This is a genomic window from Paenibacillus sp. FSL H8-0317 (assembly GCF_045040685.1).
Classification (GTDB): domain Bacteria; phylum Bacillota; class Bacilli; order Paenibacillales; family Paenibacillaceae; genus Paenibacillus.
This window is the reverse complement of the sequence record NZ_CP150294.1, coordinates 1,091,543-1,113,803: the sequence shown is the minus strand read 5'-3', so window position 1 is coordinate 1,113,803 and position 22,261 is coordinate 1,091,543. Positions and strand designations below refer to the sequence as shown.

General features: G+C 44.5%; 20 protein-coding genes. 7 read left to right on the top strand and 13 right to left on the bottom strand.

The window, feature by feature from the left end; all coding sequences use genetic code 11:
• Positions 1-26: 26 nt before the first annotated feature.
• Positions 27-938 (top strand): LysR family transcriptional regulator, encoded by a 912-nt coding sequence (locus tag MHB43_RS05085; RefSeq protein ID WP_405131480.1) that lies wholly within the window; start codon positions 27-29, stop codon positions 936-938.
• A 114-nt stretch (positions 939-1,052) separates the two neighbouring features.
• Here MHB43_RS05085 and MHB43_RS05080 read toward each other — a convergent pair whose 3' ends face one another.
• Positions 1,053-2,807: a HAMP domain-containing methyl-accepting chemotaxis protein gene (locus MHB43_RS05080; RefSeq protein WP_339182201.1), complete on the bottom strand. Its 1,755-nt coding sequence runs from the start codon at positions 2,805-2,807 to the stop codon at positions 1,053-1,055.
• Between the two features lie 444 nt (positions 2,808-3,251).
• On the opposite strand from MHB43_RS05080, the gene MHB43_RS05075 reads away from it, so the two are divergent.
• Together MHB43_RS05075 and MHB43_RS05070 are read left to right on the top strand one after the other, a co-directional pair.
• Positions 3,252-3,599: a helix-turn-helix domain-containing protein gene (locus MHB43_RS05075; protein WP_313771415.1), complete on the top strand. Its 348-nt coding sequence runs from the start codon at positions 3,252-3,254 to the stop codon at positions 3,597-3,599.
• Positions 3,600-3,906: 307 nt separating this feature from the next.
• A complete protein-coding gene (locus tag MHB43_RS05070) occupies positions 3,907-4,794 on the top strand; it encodes an SDR family oxidoreductase (RefSeq protein WP_339182196.1) in 888 nt (295 codons plus the stop codon).
• Positions 4,795-5,149: 355 nt separating this feature from the next.
• Here MHB43_RS05070 and MHB43_RS05065 read toward each other — a convergent pair whose 3' ends face one another.
• From MHB43_RS05065 to MHB43_RS05055, 3 genes are all read right to left on the bottom strand, one after another.
• Positions 5,150-6,502: an amino acid permease gene (locus MHB43_RS05065; protein WP_339182194.1), complete on the bottom strand. Its 1,353-nt coding sequence runs from the start codon at positions 6,500-6,502 to the stop codon at positions 5,150-5,152.
• Positions 6,503-6,639: 137 nt separating this feature from the next.
• The gene (locus MHB43_RS05060) at positions 6,640-6,768 is read right to left on the bottom strand and encodes a hypothetical protein (protein WP_260632561.1); all 129 of its coding nucleotides are present in this window, start codon (positions 6,766-6,768) and stop codon (positions 6,640-6,642) included.
• A 167-nt stretch (positions 6,769-6,935) separates the two neighbouring features.
• Positions 6,936-7,391 carry a GNAT family N-acetyltransferase gene (locus tag MHB43_RS05055; RefSeq protein WP_221818846.1) on the bottom strand — a complete coding sequence of 152 codons (456 nt, stop codon included), beginning with the start codon at positions 7,389-7,391 and terminating at the stop codon, positions 6,936-6,938.
• Between the two features lie 255 nt (positions 7,392-7,646).
• On the opposite strand from MHB43_RS05055, the gene MHB43_RS05050 reads away from it, so the two are divergent.
• Positions 7,647-8,222 carry a GNAT family protein gene (locus MHB43_RS05050; protein ID WP_339182190.1) on the top strand — a complete coding sequence of 192 codons (576 nt, stop codon included), beginning with the start codon at positions 7,647-7,649 and terminating at the stop codon, positions 8,220-8,222.
• Positions 8,219-8,566, top strand: coding sequence for a DUF1801 domain-containing protein (locus MHB43_RS05045; RefSeq protein ID WP_339182188.1), 348 nt, complete (start codon positions 8,219-8,221; stop codon positions 8,564-8,566). The genes MHB43_RS05050 and MHB43_RS05045 overlap by 4 nt, the downstream gene beginning before the upstream one ends.
• A gap of 73 nt (positions 8,567-8,639) precedes the next feature.
• On the opposite strand, the gene MHB43_RS05040 is transcribed toward MHB43_RS05045, so the two are convergent.
• The 8 genes from MHB43_RS05040 to MHB43_RS05005 all read right to left on the bottom strand — a co-directional run bounded on the left by MHB43_RS05040 (position 8,640) and on the right by MHB43_RS05005 (position 18,682).
• The gene (locus MHB43_RS05040; protein WP_405131479.1) at positions 8,640-9,944 is read right to left on the bottom strand and encodes a DUF1963 domain-containing protein; all 1,305 of its coding nucleotides are present in this window, start codon (positions 9,942-9,944) and stop codon (positions 8,640-8,642) included.
• Between the two features lie 106 nt (positions 9,945-10,050).
• Positions 10,051-11,229: an alanyl-tRNA editing protein gene (locus MHB43_RS05035; RefSeq protein ID WP_221818842.1), complete on the bottom strand. Its 1,179-nt coding sequence runs from the start codon at positions 11,227-11,229 to the stop codon at positions 10,051-10,053.
• A 260-nt stretch (positions 11,230-11,489) separates the two neighbouring features.
• Positions 11,490-12,242 (bottom strand): ATP-binding cassette domain-containing protein, encoded by a 753-nt coding sequence (locus tag MHB43_RS05030; RefSeq protein WP_339182181.1) that lies wholly within the window; start codon positions 12,240-12,242, stop codon positions 11,490-11,492.
• Positions 12,239-13,303, bottom strand: a complete 1,065-nt coding sequence (locus MHB43_RS05025; protein ID WP_339182178.1) for an iron chelate uptake ABC transporter family permease subunit — start codon at positions 13,301-13,303, stop codon at positions 12,239-12,241. Before MHB43_RS05025 ends, MHB43_RS05030 begins: the two co-directional genes overlap by 4 nt.
• Positions 13,300-14,310: an ABC transporter permease gene (locus MHB43_RS05020; RefSeq protein WP_405132391.1), complete on the bottom strand. Its 1,011-nt coding sequence runs from the start codon at positions 14,308-14,310 to the stop codon at positions 13,300-13,302. The genes MHB43_RS05025 and MHB43_RS05020 overlap by 4 nt, the downstream gene beginning before the upstream one ends.
• 31 nt (positions 14,311-14,341) lie before the next feature.
• The gene (locus MHB43_RS05015) at positions 14,342-15,379 is read right to left on the bottom strand and encodes a siderophore ABC transporter substrate-binding protein (protein WP_339182172.1); all 1,038 of its coding nucleotides are present in this window, start codon (positions 15,377-15,379) and stop codon (positions 14,342-14,344) included.
• Between the two features lie 391 nt (positions 15,380-15,770).
• Positions 15,771-17,540 carry a dihydroxyacetone kinase subunit DhaK gene (gene dhaK, locus MHB43_RS05010; protein WP_339182170.1) on the bottom strand — a complete coding sequence of 590 codons (1,770 nt, stop codon included), beginning with the start codon at positions 17,538-17,540 and terminating at the stop codon, positions 15,771-15,773.
• Positions 17,540-18,682, bottom strand: a complete 1,143-nt coding sequence (locus tag MHB43_RS05005; RefSeq protein ID WP_017690500.1) for a glycerol dehydrogenase — start codon at positions 18,680-18,682, stop codon at positions 17,540-17,542. Before MHB43_RS05005 ends, dhaK begins: the two co-directional genes overlap by 1 nt.
• A gap of 305 nt (positions 18,683-18,987) precedes the next feature.
• Between MHB43_RS05005 and MHB43_RS05000 the strand changes: the two genes are divergently transcribed.
• Both MHB43_RS05000 and MHB43_RS04995 read left to right on the top strand, forming a co-directional pair.
• Complete coding sequence (locus MHB43_RS05000) at positions 18,988-20,022, top strand: PocR ligand-binding domain-containing protein (protein ID WP_221818836.1); 1,035 nt, start codon at positions 18,988-18,990, stop codon at positions 20,020-20,022.
• Positions 20,023-20,127: 105 nt separating this feature from the next.
• Positions 20,128-21,117 (top strand): aldo/keto reductase family protein, encoded by a 990-nt coding sequence (locus tag MHB43_RS04995; protein WP_339182165.1) that lies wholly within the window; start codon positions 20,128-20,130, stop codon positions 21,115-21,117.
• 237 nt (positions 21,118-21,354) lie between these two features.
• On the opposite strand, the gene MHB43_RS04990 is transcribed toward MHB43_RS04995, so the two are convergent.
• The gene (locus MHB43_RS04990) at positions 21,355-22,242 is read right to left on the bottom strand and encodes a LysR family transcriptional regulator (RefSeq protein ID WP_076213579.1); all 888 of its coding nucleotides are present in this window, start codon (positions 22,240-22,242) and stop codon (positions 21,355-21,357) included.
• Positions 22,243-22,261 lie beyond the last annotated feature (19 nt).

Below are 22,261 nucleotides of genomic sequence, written 5' to 3'. Positions count from 1 at the left end.
TATTAATGCTAAACGGAGATGAAATCATGAATCTGGAACAGCTCGAATATGTCGTTGAAATTGCGAAAACGCAGTCATTCTCCGCCGCCTCGGAGCATCTGCATGTCACACAATCGGCGATCAGCCAATCGGTTCATCGTCTGGAGAAAGAATTGGGTATCATCCTGTTCGAACGCTCGAGGCAGGGAACTCATCCCACTCCCGAAGGCAAACAATTCATTGCCAAGGCACTGGACATTTTGCAGCGGATTGATGAATTGAAATTCCTGAACGCCGAAGCCTCCTCTCTTAGCGGAGAGCTTCATGTGGCTACTTTTCCAAGTGTCATGCCCTATCTTGTCCAGTCTGCTGCGGATATGAAGCGTGAGCACCCGCAACTTAATATCTCCATTGAAGAGAAAGGGTCCATGGAAATCATCGAAGATATTCGCAACAACAAAACCCATCTGGGCTTTATCGCGATCTATGCGAAACAATTGCGGGAATTCGATGGACTTCACTTCAGTCCCATGTACTCGGGCAAGCTGGTCGTCGGTACTCATCACCTGTCTGAACTTGCCAAGCACAGCCGCGTTACACCGGATCAATTAAAAGAACACAAACTGGCACTGTATCGAGATGGTTTCATTGAAGACTTCATCAAGGAATTCACGTATGATCATGGATCTCTGTCCATTCTGTTCAAAACAAATAATTCAGAAGCCATCAACATGGTGTTAAGAAACGATATTGCCGCCACAATTGGTCACGACTTTTCCTTTCACCAAAATCTCTTATGGAAAGAAGGTCTGGTGAAGATGGTAGAGATCGCTGGAATTGATCAACCGAAAATGCAAATTGGCTTCGTGCAGACGGAATCCAAGGAGGTCGCCGTAGCCGCAGAACGATTCGCCCGACGCTTCAGACAGGCGATAGAGCTGGATCATTTAACAGTTTAAATCTAAAAAAGTGCTCCACCCTTTGAATGAAGTTTGGGATGAACACCAACTTCTCCAAGAGTGGAACACTTTTCTGACTACCTCTTGCGTTACTATTACTACACCTTACTCAAACTATACTTTAACTTTGCGTACGGCTTCACTCATCTCGTTCGTCTGCTGCTCCAACATGGTTGAGGTCTGCGCCACTCTGTTGAACATGGCCGACTGTTCACGCATCAAGCGATAGATTTCATCCGAATGATCCGATACCCCGGCTGATATCTGCGAGATCGTATTGACGGAGGCTGCAGCCTCTTCCGATCCTGCCGAGATTTCCTCTGCCGCAGCGGAGACTTCCTGAATGCGGCTGGTCACCAGTTGGAACGCATCAACCACATGGGCGAAAGCTTGCTCCGCTTCTGCGGTAATTGTAACCCCTTGTCCAATCTCGGTTGCAGTAACCCCCATCTGTGAGCCAATCTGTTGTGATTCTTGTTGAATACGAAGCAGCAAGTCGGAGATCCGTTCCATGGATGTGCTTGAGGCCTCTGCAAGCTTCCGAACTTCATCCGCCACAACCGCAAAACCTTTGCCGTGTTCTCCTGCATGTGCTGCCTCAATGGATGCATTAAGCGCAAGCAGCTTCGTCTGACTCGCAAAATCACGAACCATGTGCAGGGCACCACCAATTTCCTGGGAGTAGTTATTCAGCACCTGGACCATCGCTACAACTTCACTTGAGACATTTGAGATGCTCTCCATCTGTGTTTTCATCAGTGTCATGCTCTGTTTACCGGACTCCGCCGTAGCAAGTGCACTTGTTGCTGCATCTGATACAACCATCGAGGATTCGGATATATCCGTTATGCCTTTTGCGATCTCTTCCATCGCATGCGCACTATCGCTCGCACCCTGCTTCTGCGTATGTGCGCCCTGCCTAATCTGTTCGACAGACTGATCAACCGTCTTGCCCATCTCAAGCATCTCTTCGGTACTACGATTAAATTCCTTCGTTGACTCTGATAAAATATCTGTGGTTACTGCTACGCCTTCAACCATGTTACTCACAATCTTATTCAAGTTCCCGGACATATGTATCATCGCTTGGTATGTTGTTCCAATCTCATCTTGGCTGCGTAAACGATACGACGTCAGAATTCGATTAGCTTCTGCAAGCTCACCTTGTGCCATCTTTTCCACACTCGCCTTCAGCGGTTGAAGTGGTCGCAGTCCTCTTACGATAAACCACGTGACAACAGCAATGCCTATAAGTGTAATTAAAAGTAACAAAGCATAGAAAGGAATACTCGATTTCATAATATCCGATTCAATACTCCCGATCACCGATACCGCCGTATCAATACCAATTATACCTGTTACAGCGCCATTACTATCCAGCATGGGAGCGTAAGAGGAAATATAGTCTCCGTACTCCTCATTGTTAATGATCGAAGAACTGGCTGTTTGCCCCTGCAACAGCTTCTGAACAGCCTCCTGAGGGACATCCGTTACTTCATTAATCGGTGAGGCTTTATCTGCATCCTTCATGCCGTCCACCATAATAAGTGGCGTACCTTTTTCATCTATTTTGACGAAATACACATACATTGCACCAATGCTTACGCGAAAGTCATCCAATTCATCACGAATCTTAAAGAATTCGTCATTCTCCTTGGGGTCCTTGGCAAACTCGGCATAAGATGCTGTATCCAGCTGATTCACATAACTCTGAGCAATCTGGATGTTGTAACTCGAAATGGCCTCCTGTGCAGCTAGTTTCATATTGGCCACCTGTAACAGCATGCTTCCCACGGCTATAATCGTAATGACCAGTATGACTACTGCAACAATGCGCACAACCAAACGTTTTCTAAAAAAACCAATCATCCGCTCCTCTTCCTCTCCCGTGAACCCAAGCCTTTTTGACTAGGCGCTACCCAAAAAACGCATGCTTGAAGCACTATGTATGGGAAAATAGTAAACGAATATGTCGAATTAGGCAAGAAAATATTGGGTTAACGTAAAAACGCTATCATAGCCGTGATAGCTTTGTTCATTGGAACTGCATTTAGGCTTTATCTCAGTTTGTTTGCCAAACAAAATCTGCGTCATTATAACTGACCATGCAGATATTAATTACAGGTTTCTTTCATAAGGAATTTATGAGTTATGTTTATTCGGTATTAGGAGTTTTGTGTATACACTATTGAGTCATCTGTGTTGAATATAAAGTTCATTCTTTACATCCTTTACACGGAGATTGCATTTTTCAGATTGAATCAACACATGTACTATAATAATGGAAATTAAATGAGGGATGGTGTTTCTCAATTGAAAACTTTTTATTGTGATCTGGAAATTACCTTGGATGTCATTGGCGGAAAGTGGAGACCTCTTATTCTGTATTACTTATTAAAAGGTCCTAAACGGACCGGTGAATTGAAAAGGCTCATGCCAACAATTTCTCAGAAAATGTTAGTCCAGTCATTACGGGAGTTGGAGGGTGATAATCTGGTTATAAGAAAAATGTATAATCAGGTACCACCAAAAGTGGAATATTCAATATCAGAAATGGGTATGTCACTTGAACCCACTCTGCGAGCTCTTTGTGAATGGGGTAAGAATTATGCAGAGAAGACATTGAGCAAGGATGAATATCAGAGAATAAATGTAGAATAGAGTAATTTCAAAAACCAAGTTATTTTGTACTTCGTCCCAATTATCACCTTTTAGTTACTATATAACCTAAAAGTACGTACTATTTTAAAAGTAATACATGGTACATAATGAGACTTGTGACCATGAAGAAAATCAAAAAATAGTAATTCTAATATGCGTTTCAAAATTTAAACCTGGTAAGGAAGGAGTTTTCTGCGACAGTCTATGGTCATACAACTGGTGGACGATCGGAGAGTAATGATTAGATTAGTTTCTAATTGTAAGATTTACAGCAGTATATTAATAAAAGTCCAAAGGGGGTATTAATATGGGTAAAATACTTATTACTGGAGCAACAGGTAATCTCGGCAGCAGGACACTAGAGCTTCTTCTTAAAAAAGTTCCGTCAAGTCAGGTCGCTATATTGGTCCGTAATCCGGAATCTGATAAAGTGGAAAGGTTTGTTAAAGAAGGTGTGAAAGCTTACCAAGGCGACTATTTTGATTATAACTCCCTTCTGCGAGCATTTAGTGGTGTTGAAAAAGTGATGCTTATTTCCGCGCAAGCATTTACCGACCGCAATACGCAACATTTCAATGTAATCGCAGCTGCAAAGCAGGCTGGTGTTAAACAAGTCCTCTTCACGTCGATCATACGAAGAGAAAATTCAAATCTTATTGTGCCCGAAGTATCGACGTCAGACCTATTTGCTGAACAAACACTTAAAGCATCTGGATTAGCCTATACCATTCTGCGGAATCCACCGTATCTTGAAGTCATGCATTCGTATTTCGGAGATGCGCTTAAAGTTGGCGTGCGAGTACCAGAGGGTTCCGGTAAAGTAGCCGCTGCATCTCTGGATGATTTGGCGGCAGCCATCGTAGCCGTTCTCACCCAAAACGGGCACGAAAATAAGTCATATACTCTAAGTGGCAGCGAGGGAAGCTCTTTTGCAGACATCGCTGCAGCCCTCTCGGAGATTAGTGAGATAAATATCCCTTATGAGGCAATTAGCGAAAAAGAATATATAGACACTATGGTAACAAATGGCTTACCTGTTCTTATGACTGATTTCTTATTAGGTTGGGTGCGAGGAATCAACACTGGAGAATTCTCGGAGACATCTGGGGATCTTGAACGTCTGATTGGCCGAAAACCAATGACATATAAGGAATTCTTTAGAATCAAATCTCAGTTTTCTAAAGTTGAAGATTGAAAGCTGACATGTTACTAACCTGACTCTAAGAAAAGTCAGAGTTATTTCGAACGTGTTAATGTCCATTCTAGCAAGCGGTTCTGGTTATAGAACAAAATATATTCGCTCACTTGCTGCTCAACATCCGCTTTTGCTAACTGCTTCATTCAAGTAATTTTCTCAGTCTTTAAATGAGAGAAGATGACTCGATACAGGCATTGTCCAGGCAATTCTCACGCCTAGAGTGACTTCTTAGCATTCCAAGTTGTTTCAGTTTACTGTTGAAGGGCTTAGAAGTGTATAAAATAGGGACTGCTGAAAGCAGTCCCTATCTTACTTATAAAGTTTTCTCATTAATTATGACTACCTAACCATACTAAACTGTTCGTCCATTCGTCTTCCTGAATCGAATCAGGGACCAGATAATCAACAACGCGAGCACGGCAAGACAGATGCTAATACTGAACCGATTACCTTCATCAAACACAAACATCACCGCAATCACACTAAGACATAGTACCACGACTCCGGTTATGTAAGGGAATCCCCAGACTTTGAAGGTCGGTTGAACCGGATATCTCTTCCGCAGTTTCAACTGTGATGAGGCAATACAGATCCACACAAGGATTACGACAAACCCCGGAACTGCGAGCAATACGCGGAACAGTTGATCCTGCGCGAACAGGCCAAGCAAGGAACCTCCAAGCAAAACTACTGAGCACACCAGAAGTGTGTTAACAGGGCTACCGTTGCGATTGGTCTGTGACAATGCCTTCGGAGCTTCCCCGCCCACTGCCATGGAGTGCATCATCCGAGATGCACCATAAATCCCTGAATTCGCAGCAGACAGAACTGCCGTCACCAAAATAAAGTTCATTATATGTGCTGCTCCCGGCAGGCCTGTAGAGGCAAGCACCTGTACAAACGGACTGCTCTCCGGCCCAATTTCATTCCATGGGATAAGACCACAGATGATGAGAATCGGCAAGGTGAAGAACAGAATAATTCTGAGCATGAAATTGCCCACGATTTTGGGCATAACTTTTTCTGCATTTTCCGTCTCGGTCAGGGTCAGACCAATCAGCTCCGATCCCCCGTAAGAGAACATAACCACAAGCAGTGCCGAGAAGATCGATGACCATCCGTTCGGGAAGAAGCCCCCTGCTTGCGTATAATTCTGCAGATATGGCGTGTTATCACTTGGGATAATACCAAAGATCAACCCTGCACCCAGGAAGATAAAAATAATGATCATGGCAATTTTGATCCCGGCCAGCCAAAACTCAAATTCCCCGAACACACCTACACTTAACAGATTAACGAGTATAATGAACGCCGCACAAGCCAGACTCAGCATCCACAGCGGTACTTCCGCGAACCAATACTGCAAAAAACTCCCGGCAGCAATCACCTCAATGACACATACCGATAACCATAGAAAGCAATACATCCATCCCATAACAAAGGATACTCGGCTACCAAATGCCTCCTGCACGAAGTCTTTCATATTTTTGTTCTTGTACACCGTAGCCATCTCAGCCATCGCGGCCATAACAACCAGCAGCAATAATCCAGCAAAAATGTACGTGACAATCACGCCCGGACCTGCGAGTCCAATCGTCTCTGCGCTACCTTTGAAAATCCCTGTTCCAATGACACCACCCATAGCCATAAAACTGATGTGTCTTGGTTTAAGCTTCTTCTGTAATGTTCCTTCTGTCTGAGCCAATTCAAGTCCTCCTGATGTAAAAAACGTCTGTAATGCTGTCTTGTTTCATAGACATAATGTCCAGTATACCCTATTGTCCATCAATCAGCCCAGAAGTTCCTTATGGCCAATTCATCCCAAACGTATAGGGACATAACCTATGTTTTATACCCCACAATCGCATGAAGCAATCTGTGCACAATCCAGGTTAGCACCACAGCAATGATGGGACATAACATAAAGACAGCAAACAGCGGATTCATATGATCGAACAACCAATATATCATGCACGACTCCCTCCACATTCTTCGTCACAAGGCCACGTTGCTTTAATGCTGTATTATTTAGTTTATTCTACTCGTTTTCCAACTCTTAAAATGTACGATATGTTGCACAATAAAAAAAACCAGCATCCTGTAAAAAAACAGAATTCTGGTTTCTCATGCGATTCCACTTAGATTGTTTTTGTCATAAACATGCTGTTCGGGTCCAATATATAATCTGCGAATGGTTCGCAATATTCGAAACCGAAGTCTTCGTACAATTTCCGTGCCGGGATAAATGAATCCATTGAACCCGTCTCCAGACTGATTCGCTTATAACCACGGTCTGTGGCAACCTTCATAATATGAGCCAAAATTTTTCTCGCTACGCCTTTTCTCAGATGAGCCGAAGCGGTACGCATCGACTTCAACTCTGCATGGTCTGAATCAAGTTCTTTGATAGCCCCGCAGCCGAGCAAGTCGCCCCCTTCCCAAGCACACCAGAAAGTAATTTCGGGCTTCTTGAGTCCATCCAGATTCAACGCATGTATACTCTCTGGAGGCGAATCTACCGCCATCCCTTGCAAGTGCTCCGCAATTAAAGCCTTAACTTGGACTCCACTCAAATCATCCACTTTGATCTCCATAACGTACCACTCCCGCCGACATTTTTATTGTTTTTATCACTGAATGTATATCAATCATTTCATCTTACTACCGTGTTAGGTTTTATGACAAGAGGTTGCTTATATCCACTGAAATACGCTATTGTGATTCACCTATAATTTCCAGTATGATGAGGCTATCAGATGCCAAAGGGGCGAGGTCTATTGCGAATTATACATAGAGTTAAATGTGAAACCAAGGTGAAGCCATCTTAACCTATTTTAAAGGAGACCCCTATGACACTAAGTACGGACAACCTGTTTTATAGCCAACGATTAAAAATGACGCCCCCACGTCCTGAAGACGTGGAGACCATGCTGCAATGGAACGAAGACCCGGAGTACCTTCGGAATGTGGATACTGATCTGGCCATTCCCTATTCAGAGAAACAGTTGGAAGATGAGGGCGAAACGAAGAACAAGGAAGTTTACTTCAGACTGCGCACGCATGAAGAGGATACGCTGATTGGTTTTGTCGTCATTCACAGCATTGAATGGAATAACCGCTGCGGACAACTTGCTATTGGCATCGGACTTGCCAAACATCGTAACAAGGGATATGGTACGGAAGCGTTGAATCTTATTTTACGATATGCGTTCCATGAGATGAATCTGGACCGGGTTGGCCTCGACGTCATCGCCTACAATGCCAAAGCAATCCGTTCCTATGAGAAGGTTGGTTTTCAGTTGGAAGGTCGGGCACGCTCAGCTGTATATCGTGATGGTAAGCGTTACGACCGCTTGATGATGGGAATTCTAAGACCAGAATGGGAAGCACACAATCAGATCCATACGGAGGGTGAACAAGCATGACCAAGAATGCAGAAGTCACTGAGTTTATTGAACAGATTCAGATCCCCTGGCAAGTACAAATCGCTGAACAACTGCGTCAGTTGGTACATGATTCCATCCCTGACGTTCAGGAACGCGTGCAATACAAGAAACCTCATTTTCTAAAAAACGGGAAGTACGCTGCGGTCATCTCGCCATCCAAACAGGCCGTATCCCTCACCATCTTCCATGCAACCGGACTCGATCTGCCCGATGGGATATTCGAAGGCCCGGAAGAGCGCAAAACGATCAAGCTCAAGGAAAAAGATACGCCGGATTATGAATGGCTGTCGGGACTGCTGAAGCAGGCATCTGCAGAATTGTAGGAAAATCTGACGTATATTAAATAGGCATCCCATGAAGTTCAAGAACTTACGGGATGCCTCATTGCTTCCACCATCAAGATTGCTGGTACGATACGGCGGTCATCTGGCAAGGCTCACATATGAACATGTAATACATACCCTCACCATATTCCTCAACCTCGCCCCAATCCAGTTGTGCGACAGCCTTCATTCTCGTGGAACAGCGTGGACATGTTGGGTACTCCGCATCCTGAACCCATCCTGGATGGCCGCCGACCTGAGATAGCGATGGTTCCATCGCCCACTCACTGGCATGGAATACATGACGTGGTGCGTTTGCAATCCGAAACTGTCGGCCCATATCTGGTGTAAGTTTTACATCGTCCTCCGGGTCAATGTCGTCCGCTCCCACGGGCATGACATTATGTGAACTCCATAGCGGTTCCCCCGCTGCATCCATCTCCATGTAAACCACACCGTAACTGCTGCATATCACGCAAGTCTGTATCTGAAGTTGCTGGGCATGCCAAGACACGTCCTTCAGAGCGGGATGTTTAACATCCAGACTAATTAAGGTGGTTAACGCATTGCCACACCATGGACAGCAATTTTTGCTAGGGTTCAGCATCGATAGTGAATTTCCGGTTAACTCCACGTTAGCTCCTTCATTCTCTTTTACTTTATAGAGTGAATAACTTGGGGTGGTGAATAATTCCCTGCGCTGCCCGTCTTTTGTAAGCTCCCAACCAGCTTCAGTGGTGTAATGCTCTGGCGCCACGTACAATTCGCTCGCCCAAGATGGCGGAGACTCTCTCCATTGCCGGAACTGCTGCACGACAACATCATCCCCGATATGGGCCAGCATGAGCAAAATATGGTTCCGATTCTCATCATCGGTGTTCACCTGCTGCAAGAGACGATCACGAACCTCACCCGAGGCACCTTCATACAAAATGGCAGGATAATAGATCTCCTGTTCCAGCAGCTCAGGAATTTCAGCAGTCAACGATATATCATGGTAGCAGACCAGATATACCAGAATGTCTTTGCCCGTATCTTCATCACCTGTACAAATCCGTTGCATCGCGTAATCCTTCATCTGATCTTGTTGCTCTACAGACAAAGACAGATATACCTGTTCCTCGGATTGTTCATAGGGTGTATAACGAATTAGTGGATCGCGAACCTGAGGTTTGTGCATGATTTTCAAAATTTCGACCGGGTCTGTGATACCTGCATACAAGTTCACGTCACGTCGATTCGCTTCAATGTATCTCTGGCGCTCCTCACGTTCCATCTCCTGTTTGCAAGGCATGCAATAACCACCCGTTTTCGCTGCTGTTGTTGGTAAAACGGTATTTGCACACCCCTCCCGTATACACGGAATTCGTTCTGTCATATTCCAACCTCCTTCAACTATCGGCAATGGAAAACACGCCACAATGTGACGTGTTTGTCCCTTACTCCATATTTAAATGCTGTCGGTCTTATATCGCAAGACGCAATCAGTGATGTCCCAACTGGTCCTTGGTGAATTCGTAAAAGGCAAGCGCATCTTCACTGCTGGCAAAGCCTGCCTGAGCTATCTTTTCACTGCCGCCACCTTTGCCTTGGTATGCTCCAAGATTGCCTTTGAAGAAAGGTCCACAAGCCCATTCAGGCGGTTGGCCGTTCTGTGCCAGAACTACTTTGGCCTCCGAGATACTCACAAAGAGTACAAGCCCCTCATGGTCTGCGGTCAGCTTGGTGGCCAGGCTCTGCATATCCTTGAGCGATTTGTCTTCAAAGACCTGAGCAATCACCAGCCCTTGCCGAGCGGCCAGAAGTTCCTCCGCATAATAGGCATCATTGGTTGTTTTCACTGCATTCAGCTCAGTTTGCAGCTGCTTTTGCTCCAGTTCCATTTTCTCAATGCGCTCCAACAATTCGTCCTTACTGGTCTTTAATTTAACCATGATGCTGTTGAGCACATTTTGTGTAGCTGTGAATTCATTCAGCGCCCTTGTTCCACATTTGAAATAAATGCGGGTGCTGCCCTTCACTTTTTCGGTTTTCAACAGTTTGATGATGCCGATCTCACCTGTCGCCGACACATGAGTTCCACCGCAGGCGTTATACTCCACACCCTCGATCTCAACGATGCGAATGTCTTCCGTTACCGTAGGCTGCTTCACCAGTGGTAATTGTGCAACCTCTTCTGCTGTAACCCAGGACGTGTTGATGCGAGCATTACGATAGATCTGACGATTCACTTCTTGTTCAATGGCGGTTAATTGATTCGCTCCCAGTTCAGCCGCAGCCACATCAATCGTGTCATACTCCGTACCAAGATGGAAACTGAGCGTCATCGCTTCCGTCAGCTTTAGCGTGATTGCCGATAACAAATGCTGACCCGTATGCTGCTGCATATGATCGAATCTTCGCTCCCAGTCAATCTCACAATGTACTTCGTTCTGCTCAGGGGTGCGTTCCAGCTTATGCCACACCTCGCCCTCTTCGATGTTCACATCCAGAACAGCGATGCCGCCAATTTGTCCCAGATCACAAGGTTGTCCGCCCCCATGCGGGTAAAAAGCAGTCTCCGCCAGCGTGACATATACGCCGTCTTCCTTGTCCACTCTGCCTGTAATCGTTGTATGCCACTCTCTTGTATAAGCAGAGTCATAATAGATTTTTTGCGTCATTGAATCATCTCGATCCCTTCTCGTTCAAATGGGTTTTCATAATCTCCAGATTACACTATCTGGAACCCTCAAGCCAATTTATGGCATACAAAATCGCTTTCCATATCCAAAATAACGCTCTGTGAGCGAAAATACTTTTTGAATAAGAAAGAAAAATTTTGCAGGATGATGCTCGGCATTGATCAAAAAAAAGAAGAGTGAATAATCACTCTACTTTCTGAAAACCATTTTAACAAACAACTTTTTATGAAGCCCTGTAGCTAATAGATCGCTATCGGTCCATACGGACCATCGATAATTTCAATTTTCGTTTCAAAAATATCTGTTAAAATTTCGGGGTCCATCACTTCTTCTACGGTTCCAAAAGCGGCGATTTGACCATCTTTCATGGCACATATTCGATCCGAATATTTGGCGGCAAAATTGATATCATGCATAACCGTCAGAATGGTTCTCCCGAATTCATTAGCGGCATATCTCAAATGCTCCATCATCCGAACAGAACGAGCAACATCTAGATTGTTCAGAGGCTCGTCCAAAAGTACATATTCCGTCTCCTGACACAAAACCATTGCGACATAAGCTCTTTGCCTTTGACCACCAGAAAGTTCATCTAGATATCTATTTTCCAGAGCAGTTAGGTCTAGAAAATCAATATATTTAGATATAATAGCTTCATCCTCATCCGTTAATCTTCCCTTAGAATAAGGAAACCGTCCAAACCCAGCAAGTTGTCTAACGGTAAGCCTTGTGACAAAATGATTTTCTTGTCGTAAAACCGTTATAATTTTGGCCAGATCCCTTGATTTGGATGTGGAAACATCCATATTGGCAACCTTGATCTGACCTTCGTCCAAATCCAAAAGTCTTCCGATCATGAGAAGTGTCGTCGACTTCCCCGCACCGTTGGGTCCAATTAAAGAAGTAAGACCGGCTTTGGGTATATGAATATTCAAAGGGCCAATCTCTACCTCGGCTGCATAGGTTTTTTTGACATTATTGATCTGTATCATAAAGAACCCTTCCTTAAAATCACAATTAAAAATGTTAGTCCGCCAACCAATTCTATAATGATGGAAACAACACCTTGGGCATTGAAAACATGATTCATAATAAAGTATGCACCGGTTAAGATCACAAACCCTATCGCAAGAGCCATTGGGAAAACATATCTGTGATCATAGGTTTGAGCGGCCTGATAACTCAAAATCGCAACTAAAAATCCATAGAATGTAAGTGGTCCAACCAAAGCCGTCGAAATGGCCATCAATATGGAAACCAGAACCAGCGTATAAATCACACTACTTTGATGTTTAGTTCCCAAGGAAGTAGAGACATCCTTACCCAGCGACAGTACATTTAACCTCTTGGCATTAGCAAGCAGCAAAATCGCTGCAATGATGACGATAGGAATCGCAATCGGGAAATAGGCAGAATCCGCATTATTCACGGAAGCAAACATTCTTGCCTGCAAAATATCAAATTCGGACGGTGCAAGAAGTCTTCTCATAAAAGAGGATACAGACCTCAGACCGGTCCCGATAATAATACCGACTAAAAGTAGAAGTTGTAAATTGCCGTATTTTCCGGAAAGCAACCATCCATAGAGGATTAAACACATGATGACCATTGCAGCAACTTGATATAAAAAGGAATCAACACCGCTAAAATTCACAAATACCGTAGCACCAAGGAAAAATATAGTACTCGTATGAATGGTTGAATAAATAGCATCAAAACCTAAAAGGGACGGAGTTATAATTCTGTTATTCGTAATCGATTGAAAAGCAACCGTGGATAAACTTTGGCAAATTGCAGCGATCAGCATTGAAACCAGAGCAACTACTCTTCTTGTAACAACAGGTATGAAAGAAGGCGAAGACACAGGAACCGGATTGTTATAAACCAGTAGTCCAACCGATGCAAAAACGCCCAGAACAATTAATGTTATCAGCAAAATCCAATAGCGCTTTTCTTCTTTTTTGGTACGGAAGGCTTTAGCTGATCTTTTTTTAGGACGACGGCTAGAATCGATTTCGATACTCAGTGGATTTCTACTTGCTAAGTTGCTCATCTTACCCTCCTTGTTGACCGCCTTTGTCTTAACAAAATGACAATGAATACGACGGCTCCCACTGTTCCAAGGATCATCGAGACAGGTATTTCAAAAGGCATAATAATGACACGAGACAGGATATCACACACAATGATGCTGCCCATCCCTAATAAGCACACCCATGGCAAATTGCTCCTGAGATCGTCCCCCCTAAACATGGAAACAATATTGGGGACTATTAACCCTAGAAAAGGCAAGTTCCCAATGACCGCTGCAACGATTCCAACGGCTAGTGAAATAAGCGCAGTACCCAAAAGAATGATCCTGTCATAATTTACGCCAAGACTGGTAGCGACGTCTTCCCCTAGTCCGGCTAATGTCAGCCGATCAGCAAAAACAAATATAAGAATAGTCACCAATACGATGAGCCATAAATATTCATACCTGCCAATTTGCACAGATGAAAAGGAGCCTGCAAACCAGCTTTCGATATTTTGAGTCATTTGGAACACAAGCCCGACGAAAGTTGAAAATGCAGAAATGACAGCTCCAAGCATCATCCCAATAATCGGGACAACTAAAGACGAACGGAGTTTAACTTTCTTTAGAAACATAAAAAAAATCATCGTCCCTATAAAAGAAAAAATGATTGCACCAGTCATTCTTAGCGTTAAGCTCGGGGCAGGAAAGACCAGATAAATAAACATGATCCCCAGTCCTGACCATTCCATTGTTCCGGTTGTGGTAGGTTCCACCAAGCGATTCTGTGTAATAAGCTGCATGACCAGTCCTGCCATTGCCATGGCGGCACCGGTAAGCATTAATGCAACAGTTCTTGGGACACGAGTAATGAAGAACATCTCCATTCCATCCGCTTGTCCTCGTATGTCATAGACTCCAATAAGCAGTGATGTAATGCCTAAAATAATAGTGGCTATAATCGCAATGATAAAAGGTATGGTCCATAGCTTTTTGGGATTATAACGCTGGGGTTGAGAATTCTCAACCCCAGCTAATTTTGGTATTAAATTTTTCTGCACTGCAGCATACTCCTTTTTACTGTTTAGCTAAAGCTTTCGTAAGGTTGTTAATCAACTCCAAGAAAGTTTCGATGGATTCATTGGTGTACGTGTCGTTTGGAGCATAAACGATTTGTTTTTGAGTAATAGCAGTGGTGTTTTGCAGAGCAGGTGAATTATCAATAACGTCCTGAGCCGGAACGGCACCTTCTTCAGCAGATACAGCTGCATCACGATCCAGTACGAAAATCCAATCCGGATTGCTTTGTGCGATCGCTTCAACAGAAATATCATCACCTTGATGATCAGAAGAAGATTTGTCCACTTCTAGTGCCGGAACCCAGCCGAAAATGTCATACAATGGTCCCCACACGCGTCCAGTAAGAGGAGCCGAGAAACCAATGTTTCCACCAGATACGACAACACTCATAATTTTATCTTCACCGTTATAAGCGGCCTTAGCTTCTTCAATAGCTTTATCAAAATCAGCAATCAATTGAGTAGCTTCTTCTTGCTTTTCAAAAATTTTACCTAGATTGGTTGTTGCATCTTTAAGACCATTAACAAAGTTTTCTCCAGGTGCTGCTGTTTCTTCAAGCTCAATATTAAGGTCAATGACTGCTGCATTAGGCACTAATTTTTTGATGTCTTCATAAAAGCCAGCAAATCTTTGACCAACAATGACAAGGTCAGGCTGTATAGATGCCAATAATTCAAGATTTGGTTCACGATGATTTCCAATATTTTGTACCGATTCATCCGCCACATATGGTGAATCTGCTGGCATTACATCCTTCGGCGCTGCTGCTAATTTGACGCCCCAAGTGGACAGAGTCTCAAATGTTCTGTTATCCAGAGCTACGACCTTCGTTGGATTTACAGGCACAGTTACCGTTCCATGAGCATCCGTAATTTCAACTGTTGTGGCTGTAGCTGTAGTAGCAGCATCGGAAGTTGCAGCCTCTGTATTCGCAGTATCCGTCGTAGCAGGTTCATTACTTGAACAAGCTGCCAACACCAAAGTTAAAGCTGCAACCATGATAAACATTAATTTTGAAGAAATAGACTTTCTCATTTAATTTATATCCCCCTAAATTTAGAAAATTTGGATTCCCACGCAGCGTAGTGTGTTGGATAAACTCAGTATCATACCTCCTCCGACGTAAATTTAGAGAATAAACTTAACCCCTTTTCACTGTAGTGCTGAGTAACAAACAACAAATGATAGTGATTATCAATATCAATAGGTTATATTATAACAAGTTAGAAGGCATTTTCAACAACCTAATTGTTTTAATTCATGGCGAAATTATGAACCAAATATTCCATTGTAGGTATTTATATGCATAAAAATCGACATTTCAATACAAAAAAAGAAGCATCACTGTGTGATACTTCTTTTGCGGTAAGAACTCTTTATACATTTATATTTCTCATCGAAATGATCTAATTTTTCACTAACATTCTTATTTCATCGACTCAGATAATTCTGTGAAAATAACACCCAGCGCATACGCGCCAGCATCCGGGTAACCCAGACTACGATCGCCGACGGCACCTGCACGTCCCATACGTGCCACGATGTCTTCCGTTTTCTTCGCACCTTCAACGGCTGCTGCTGCACCTTTGGCAAATGCTGTTTTGAAGTCATCTCCAGACTCCGCACTTTGTGTCCAGGAATCGGCACATGGAACGAGTGCATCAATCAAGGTTTTGTCGCCAACAACGGCACCACGTCCGAAGGAACGCTCCCCAGTAGACTGAATCCCTTGCACGGCTGCATGAATCATCTCAGCAAATTCAGCAACGTTTAATTGCTGTTTATCCCCTGCTGCTTTGCCAGCCGCACGGAATGCCGAACCCCAGATTGGGCCGGATGCGCCGCCACAATATTCCATGATGACCAAGGAACATGCATCCAGGAATGATCCGATGTCTTTTTTATCTTCGTTAATAATGTGATTCCATTCGCGTTTCAACTGGCGGAAGCCTTTTGCCACACTCATACCGAAATCGCCATCACCGGCATGGGAATCCAGTTCACAGAACGGTACCTCGTTCTTGATGATGATTTCACCCATTTTATCGATCAGATAGACGATGTTGTCCAGTGAAAATTGATTGCCTTGGATGACAGCAGCTGATGCATCCGTCTCCACTTCGTAAGATACAGGAGCGTCTTCACCAACAACAGCTTCCAGCGCTTCGGAATACGCCACTTGTGCTGCTGGAGGACCGGATACTTTAAATGCAGGTGTATCACTTTCCTTGAACAACAGAGTTTTCAACTCATCATCCAGTTTCAGGATCGTAACCGACGCACCCGCCATATCGATGCTTGTCATGTAGTTGCCTACAAACGTTGTAGCGACCTTTAGACCTGCATGTCCTGCAAGTTCACGCTGCACGGAATTGTTGAGCAGATACAGTTCTTGCAGTGGCGTTGCACCAAAACCATTCACCAGCACGGCAATCTCAGCGGAAGCATCCTTATCCAGCTTCATGTCTGCGAGCAATGCTTCGACCATACGTCCTGCCAATTCATCAGCCGATACAATTTTCTCCCGGCGAATCCCTGGCTCACCATGAATCCCTACGCCGAATTCCATCTCATCTTCAGCAATTTCGAATGTAGGCGTGCCTTTGGCGGGCACCGTACAGGATGTGAATCCAAAACCAATACTGCGCACGTTCTGAGCTGCTTTCTCAGCAACGGATTTCACATCAGCCAGACTGCGGCCTTCTTCGGCTGCTGCTCCGGCGATCTTGTGAACCAGTACAGTTCCGGCAACGCCGCGACGTCCAACGGTATACAAGCTGTCTTGTACAGCGATGTCATCCTCAACACGTACATACTGTACGTCGATGCCATCTTCTTCAGCCAGATGTGCTGCATTCTTGAAATTCATCATGTCGCCGCTGTAGTTCTTGATGATCAAGAGTGTACCCTTGTTGCTGGCTGTTGCCTTGATCGCTTGATACACCTGGATTTGGGAAGGAGATGCGAATACATCTCCACACACCGCTGCATCCAGCATGCCTTTACCCACATAACCAGCGTGAGCCGGTTCATGTCCACTGCCGCCGCCACTGATCAGGCTGACTTTATCGGCCTGAATCTCTCTGCGTTTGATGACCTTATATTTTTTCAGAAATTCAAGCTCCGGGTGTGCAAGCGCAATCCCGTTGCACATTTCCATAACAACATGTTCGGCCTGGTTAATAATTTTCTTCATTATTTTACCTCCCGGCGAGCTGCTTTGTACTCACGGCCCATGCGGTCAGCCGCTGCAATGGCAGCAGCCACTTCAGGAACGGTGATCGGGAATGGCATCGCGTGAATGGATTCTTCCGGAATACAAGCGATCTCTGCCACTTTCAACAACTCTTCCTGACTAATCGTATCTACACCGATGTCCGCCAAGCTGATTGGCAGTCCCACTTCGAGACAGAAGTCCATGACTTCATGCAGCTCTTCGGTTGGTGCATTTTCGAGGACGAGTTGTGCAATTGTACCGAAGGATACTTTTTCACCGTGGAAGAAATGATGTGTGCCTTCCAGAACAGTCAAACCGTTGTGAATCGCATGTGCTGCGGCCAGACCGCCACTTTCGAATCCAAGACCTGACAACAAAATGTTGGTCTCCACGATGTTTTCCAGCGCTTGTGTCACGACGTTACTGTCACTTGCTACTTTTGCTTTTGCACCGTCAGTCAGCAGCATTTCATAACACAATTTTGCCAGTGCAAGCGCCGCATTGGTACCTACTGCAGATGGTGTGTATCCTTCGCGGGAACCCATTGGCAGACTTGCGTTTACACGGGAATAGGATTTCGCTGTTGCTCTTGCTTCGAAGTATGTAGAGAGCGCATCTCCCATACCGGATACGAGGAAACGGGTTGGTGCATTGGCAATTACGGTTGTATCAACGAGAACCACACTTGGGCTTTGTTTGAAGTAAGCATAGTCATCAAAAGAACCATCCGGTGTGTACAATACAGCGGAGTGACTTGTCGGTGCGTCTGTTGCCGCAATCGTTGGGCAGATGATCAGTGCTTCGCCTTCTGCTACACATTTGGCCGCATCAATGGCTTTACCGCCACCAAGACCGATGGTAGAGTCACATCCTTTTTCCTTTGCGATCGCTTGCAGACGCGCAACTTCTTCACGGGAACATTCCCCTTTAAAACCGCTTTCAACAAACGTAATGTTAAATTTCTCAGCTGTTGCATCCAGCTTTGCTTTGACACGCTGTACATCATCCGGATGTGCAATCAGCAAGGCTGATTCTCCGAAGGATTTAACAAAGTACCCCAGGTTCAACAATTCATCTTCGCCTTGTACATATTTGGTTGGACTGATAAATGCTTTTCTCATAATAATATATGCCTCCTAATGATATGAATTGGTGTGGTTATTACATCAAATTTTAATTTCTTACAATTGACCTTAATATAACGCATGAGCAGCTGGTTTACAGTGGACTTTGATAACAAATTATTATAATTTACAATCGTAATTTTTTGCTTTTTGGCACAATCATGGTATGTTATTGTCATGAGATGGTTCAATTTTGACCTCCCATAATACATTACCCGTCATCATTACATCTTAATATGTACAACTTGCTAACTTTTAACGGCCTAAATTATGAATCAGGTTAGCCTATGGAGGTTGCACCAATGATTAAAGAATATCTGCATATCAACAAAATTCTCGACCTTAATAAATGGAAGCGCCTACAAGATTCTCTCGCAACAGTCACCAAACTGGCGATCCTCACCGTTGATTATAAAGGCATTCCCATAACCAGCCACAGCAGCTGTCAGGCTTTCTGCCAGAATGTGCGTAAAGACCCCGAGCTTCTACCCTACTGTCAAAAATGTGATTCACGTGGCGGTCTGGAAGCCGTTCGGTTGAATGAGCCCTATGTATATCTATGCCATTTCAATATTATTGATATCGCGATTCCGATTACGATTGATGGCAAATATATTGGCGCTGTCATGGCAGGACAAGTGAAACTTGCCGATCCGGAAAAGGGTAGTGACTTGGAGCAAATTGTCACGTCCAAAAACGTACCCATGCATGCAGCCAAGCTGGAGGAATTAAAGGATGATTACGCCCAGCTGCCCGTGATGACCTATGAAGAGATCGTGAAAATCTCCAACATGTTATCCCTGCTCTGCAACTACATTGTGGAAGAAGCACTCAACAAAAATCTGTTAGTTGAAATGTTCGAGAAAGCCTCAGGTAATCAGGAGACTCTAAACCTCTCCACCATTCTGCCGGGTTACTCCATTCGTAATATCGAGTCGATCAAAAAAGAGATGACCAATGCGATAGCGGATGCCTATCTCAAAAATAGCCCAAGTGACACGAAAAGCTCCAGTCCGGTCCTTCAGCCTGCTTTTGAATACATTCATAGTCACAAAAGCGAACAAGTTTCACTCAAACAAATGGCTGATCTATGCCACCTGAGTCCGAGTTATTTCAGCAGACTGTTTGCCAAGGAAACGGGTGAGAACTTCACAACCTACCTGGCAAAACTCAAGATAAAGTGGGCCAAGCAATTGCTGGAGGTCACCGACATGCCTGTCTCACAGATCAGTGATGAGCTGGGATTTAATGAATCGGGATATTTTATCAAAATATTCAAAAAGTTCGAGGAAATTACGCCTGCTCTCTATCGCAAATACATCCAAGAGAAAATGTAGATTCACTGATACTTTTTTCGTATCAAAGATGAGGTTAAAAGATATTTCACCTATTAATCTGCCATTGTTACAATGGAGTCCAGATGACTTAGGGAGGCGACATGAATGGAATATCGCAAATTAGGAAACAGTGGATTAACCGTCAGTGAGATTTCACTCGGCAACTGGATTACACATGGAGCGCAAGTCGAGGATGGAATAGCAGAAGCTTGTGTGCGAACTGCATTGGATGCAGGTATTACCACATTTGATACCGCAGACGTGTACTCCAATACCAAGGCTGAAGCCGTACTGGGACAGGCTCTTAAGGATATACGTAGAGAAAGTATTGAAGTATGCACCAAAGTCTGTCACCCAACCGGCACAGGTCATAATGACCGAGGACTTTCACGTAAACACATCATGGAAGCCTGCAATGGTTCATTACAACGTTTACAGACGGATTATATTGATGTCTATTACGCTCACCGTTATGATTACAACACTCCGCTGGAAGAGACGTTTCTGGCATTCTCCGATCTGGTGCGCCAGGGCAAAGTTCATTACATTGGCGTAAGTGAATGGAACGCGGATCAGATTGCACGAGGAACCGCTTTGGCGAGGGAACTTCATGTACCCTTTATTGCAAGTCAGCCCCAGTATTCAATGTTATGGCGTGTGATTGAGCAAGAAGTCGTGCCTGCAAGCGACCAAGCAGGACTTGGACAGATTACATGGTCTCCTCTGGCTCAGGGTATACTATCAGGCAAATATGCGCCTAACGAAGCATTGCCCACCGGATCACGTGCAGCTGCTGAGGCAGGAGCACCCTTTTTCAATAAACTGGCTGGTCAGTGGTTACGTGAAGATGTTCTTACCGCTGTGCAAGAGCTTGTCCCAGTGGCCAAAGAGGTCGGTCTAACGCTCCCCCAACTCGCCGTTGCATGGGTTCTTCAGCACACGTATGTCAGTTCCGTTATTATAGGTGCATCCCGGCCGGAGCAGGTATTGGAAAATGTAAAAGCTTCTGGTGTGAAACTGGACCCTGCTATCATGACTCGTATTGATGAAATATTGAATCCATGGATTGAGCGTGATCCAACCAAGACGGGATAGTTTCTTTTTTTACTACTCACAACATACTAAGTTGTACTAATCATTTACACGATAACGGAGAGGATAGAAAAAACCTGAAAAAGCGGAGCTAAAAGCTTTCTGCAAGAAAGCTACTTCGGAAGCATACACTTCGCCTTTATCACCAGATTTCCCCTTGAGAAAAGGGATCGAAAAAAATCTGGGGATAACAGCGATTGGAAGGTTGTTCTGTCATCGCAGTGTAAGTGTAAATAACCTTTAGCGCAACTCATATTCCCCATCAACAAAGTTCATAAAACGTGATACCACTTCCTGATTCATATCCGTCCGCCATGCCGTGTACAAAGGTACGGAGGGCGGATTTTCTTGTAATGGAAGAAAGACTACACCCTTACGCTGGAACACATCCACCGATGACGGGACAATGGAAATGCCCATGCCCGCCGCAACGAGATTCACAATCGTATACATTTGGATCGCTTCCTGCGTAATTCGAGGATCTACGCCATGCTCCCTGCAATAATCCAGAACGAGACGATGGAACGGAGAACCCAGATGCCGTGGGAATAAAATAAAATCTTCATCCGCCAGTTCTCGAATTGAAACTTGAGTCTGAGAAGCCAACGGGTGATGATCTGGCAATACGGCAATCAACGTTTCCATCTGACAGGGGCGGAACGAGACATGACGAGTGTCTTCCTGATATCGCAAAAATCCAATATGGATCTGTCCGTCTTCCAGTGCCTGCAATTGTTGGGACGAAGTCATCTCACGCAGCGTCAATTCAATCTGCGGATACGCAGCGCGAAATTTCCTAAGAACATCCACCATAATGCTCCCCGAAGCCGAATCCACAAAGGCTATGGTTATATGCCCGATGATGCCCTGATCTGCCTTTTGCGTAAGCTGAATGGATCGTTCGAGCTGGGCCATGATCAGTCTGGCCTGTTCCAGAAATACGGCACCAGCCGGGGTGAGACGAACCATTTTTCTGGTGCGCTCCAACAACTTCACGCCAAGCTCATCCTCTAAATTCTGAATCTGCTGGCTCAGCGGTGGTTGCGTCATATTTAATTTTTCCGCTGCACGGTGGAAATGAAGTTCTTCTGCCACGGTGATAAAGTATCTTAACTTCCGAATATCCATAAGCCGATTGCGCATCCTT

What these genes read in the sequence shown, in the direction of transcription:
- MHB43_RS05085 (WP_405131480.1), top strand. Translation starts at nt 27, where the DNA reads ATGAATCTGGAACAGCTCGAATATGTCGTTGAAATTGCGAAAACGCAG.
- MHB43_RS05080 (WP_339182201.1), bottom strand. Translation starts at nt 2,807, where the DNA reads ATGATTGGTTTTTTTAGAAAACGTTTGGTTGTGCGCATTGTTGCAGTA.
- MHB43_RS05070 (WP_339182196.1), top strand. Translation starts at nt 3,907, where the DNA reads ATGGGTAAAATACTTATTACTGGAGCAACAGGTAATCTCGGCAGCAGG.
- MHB43_RS05060 (WP_260632561.1), bottom strand. Translation starts at nt 6,768, where the DNA reads ATGATATATTGGTTGTTCGATCATATGAATCCGCTGTTTGCTGTCTTT.
- MHB43_RS05055 (WP_221818846.1), bottom strand. Translation starts at nt 7,391, where the DNA reads ATGGAGATCAAAGTGGATGATTTGAGTGGAGTCCAAGTTAAGGCTTTA.
- MHB43_RS05050 (WP_339182190.1), top strand. Translation starts at nt 7,647, where the DNA reads ATGACACTAAGTACGGACAACCTGTTTTATAGCCAACGATTAAAAATG.
- MHB43_RS05045 (WP_339182188.1), top strand. Translation starts at nt 8,219, where the DNA reads ATGACCAAGAATGCAGAAGTCACTGAGTTTATTGAACAGATTCAGATC.
- MHB43_RS05040 (WP_405131479.1), bottom strand. Translation starts at nt 9,944, where the DNA reads ATGACAGAACGAATTCCGTGTATACGGGAGGGGTGTGCAAATACCGTT.
- MHB43_RS05035 (WP_221818842.1), bottom strand. Translation starts at nt 11,229, where the DNA reads ATGACGCAAAAAATCTATTATGACTCTGCTTATACAAGAGAGTGGCAT.
- MHB43_RS05030 (WP_339182181.1), bottom strand. Translation starts at nt 12,242, where the DNA reads ATGATACAGATCAATAATGTCAAAAAAACCTATGCAGCCGAGGTAGAG.
- MHB43_RS05025 (WP_339182178.1), bottom strand. Translation starts at nt 13,303, where the DNA reads ATGAGCAACTTAGCAAGTAGAAATCCACTGAGTATCGAAATCGATTCT.
- MHB43_RS05015 (WP_339182172.1), bottom strand. Translation starts at nt 15,379, where the DNA reads ATGAGAAAGTCTATTTCTTCAAAATTAATGTTTATCATGGTTGCAGCT.
- dhaK (WP_339182170.1), bottom strand. Translation starts at nt 17,540, where the DNA reads ATGAAGAAAATTATTAACCAGGCCGAACATGTTGTTATGGAAATGTGC.
- MHB43_RS05005 (WP_017690500.1), bottom strand. Translation starts at nt 18,682, where the DNA reads ATGAGAAAAGCATTTATCAGTCCAACCAAATATGTACAAGGCGAAGAT.
- MHB43_RS05000 (WP_221818836.1), top strand. Translation starts at nt 18,988, where the DNA reads ATGATTAAAGAATATCTGCATATCAACAAAATTCTCGACCTTAATAAA.
- MHB43_RS04995 (WP_339182165.1), top strand. Translation starts at nt 20,128, where the DNA reads ATGGAATATCGCAAATTAGGAAACAGTGGATTAACCGTCAGTGAGATT.
- MHB43_RS04990 (WP_076213579.1), bottom strand. Translation starts at nt 22,242, where the DNA reads ATGGATATTCGGAAGTTAAGATACTTTATCACCGTGGCAGAAGAACTT.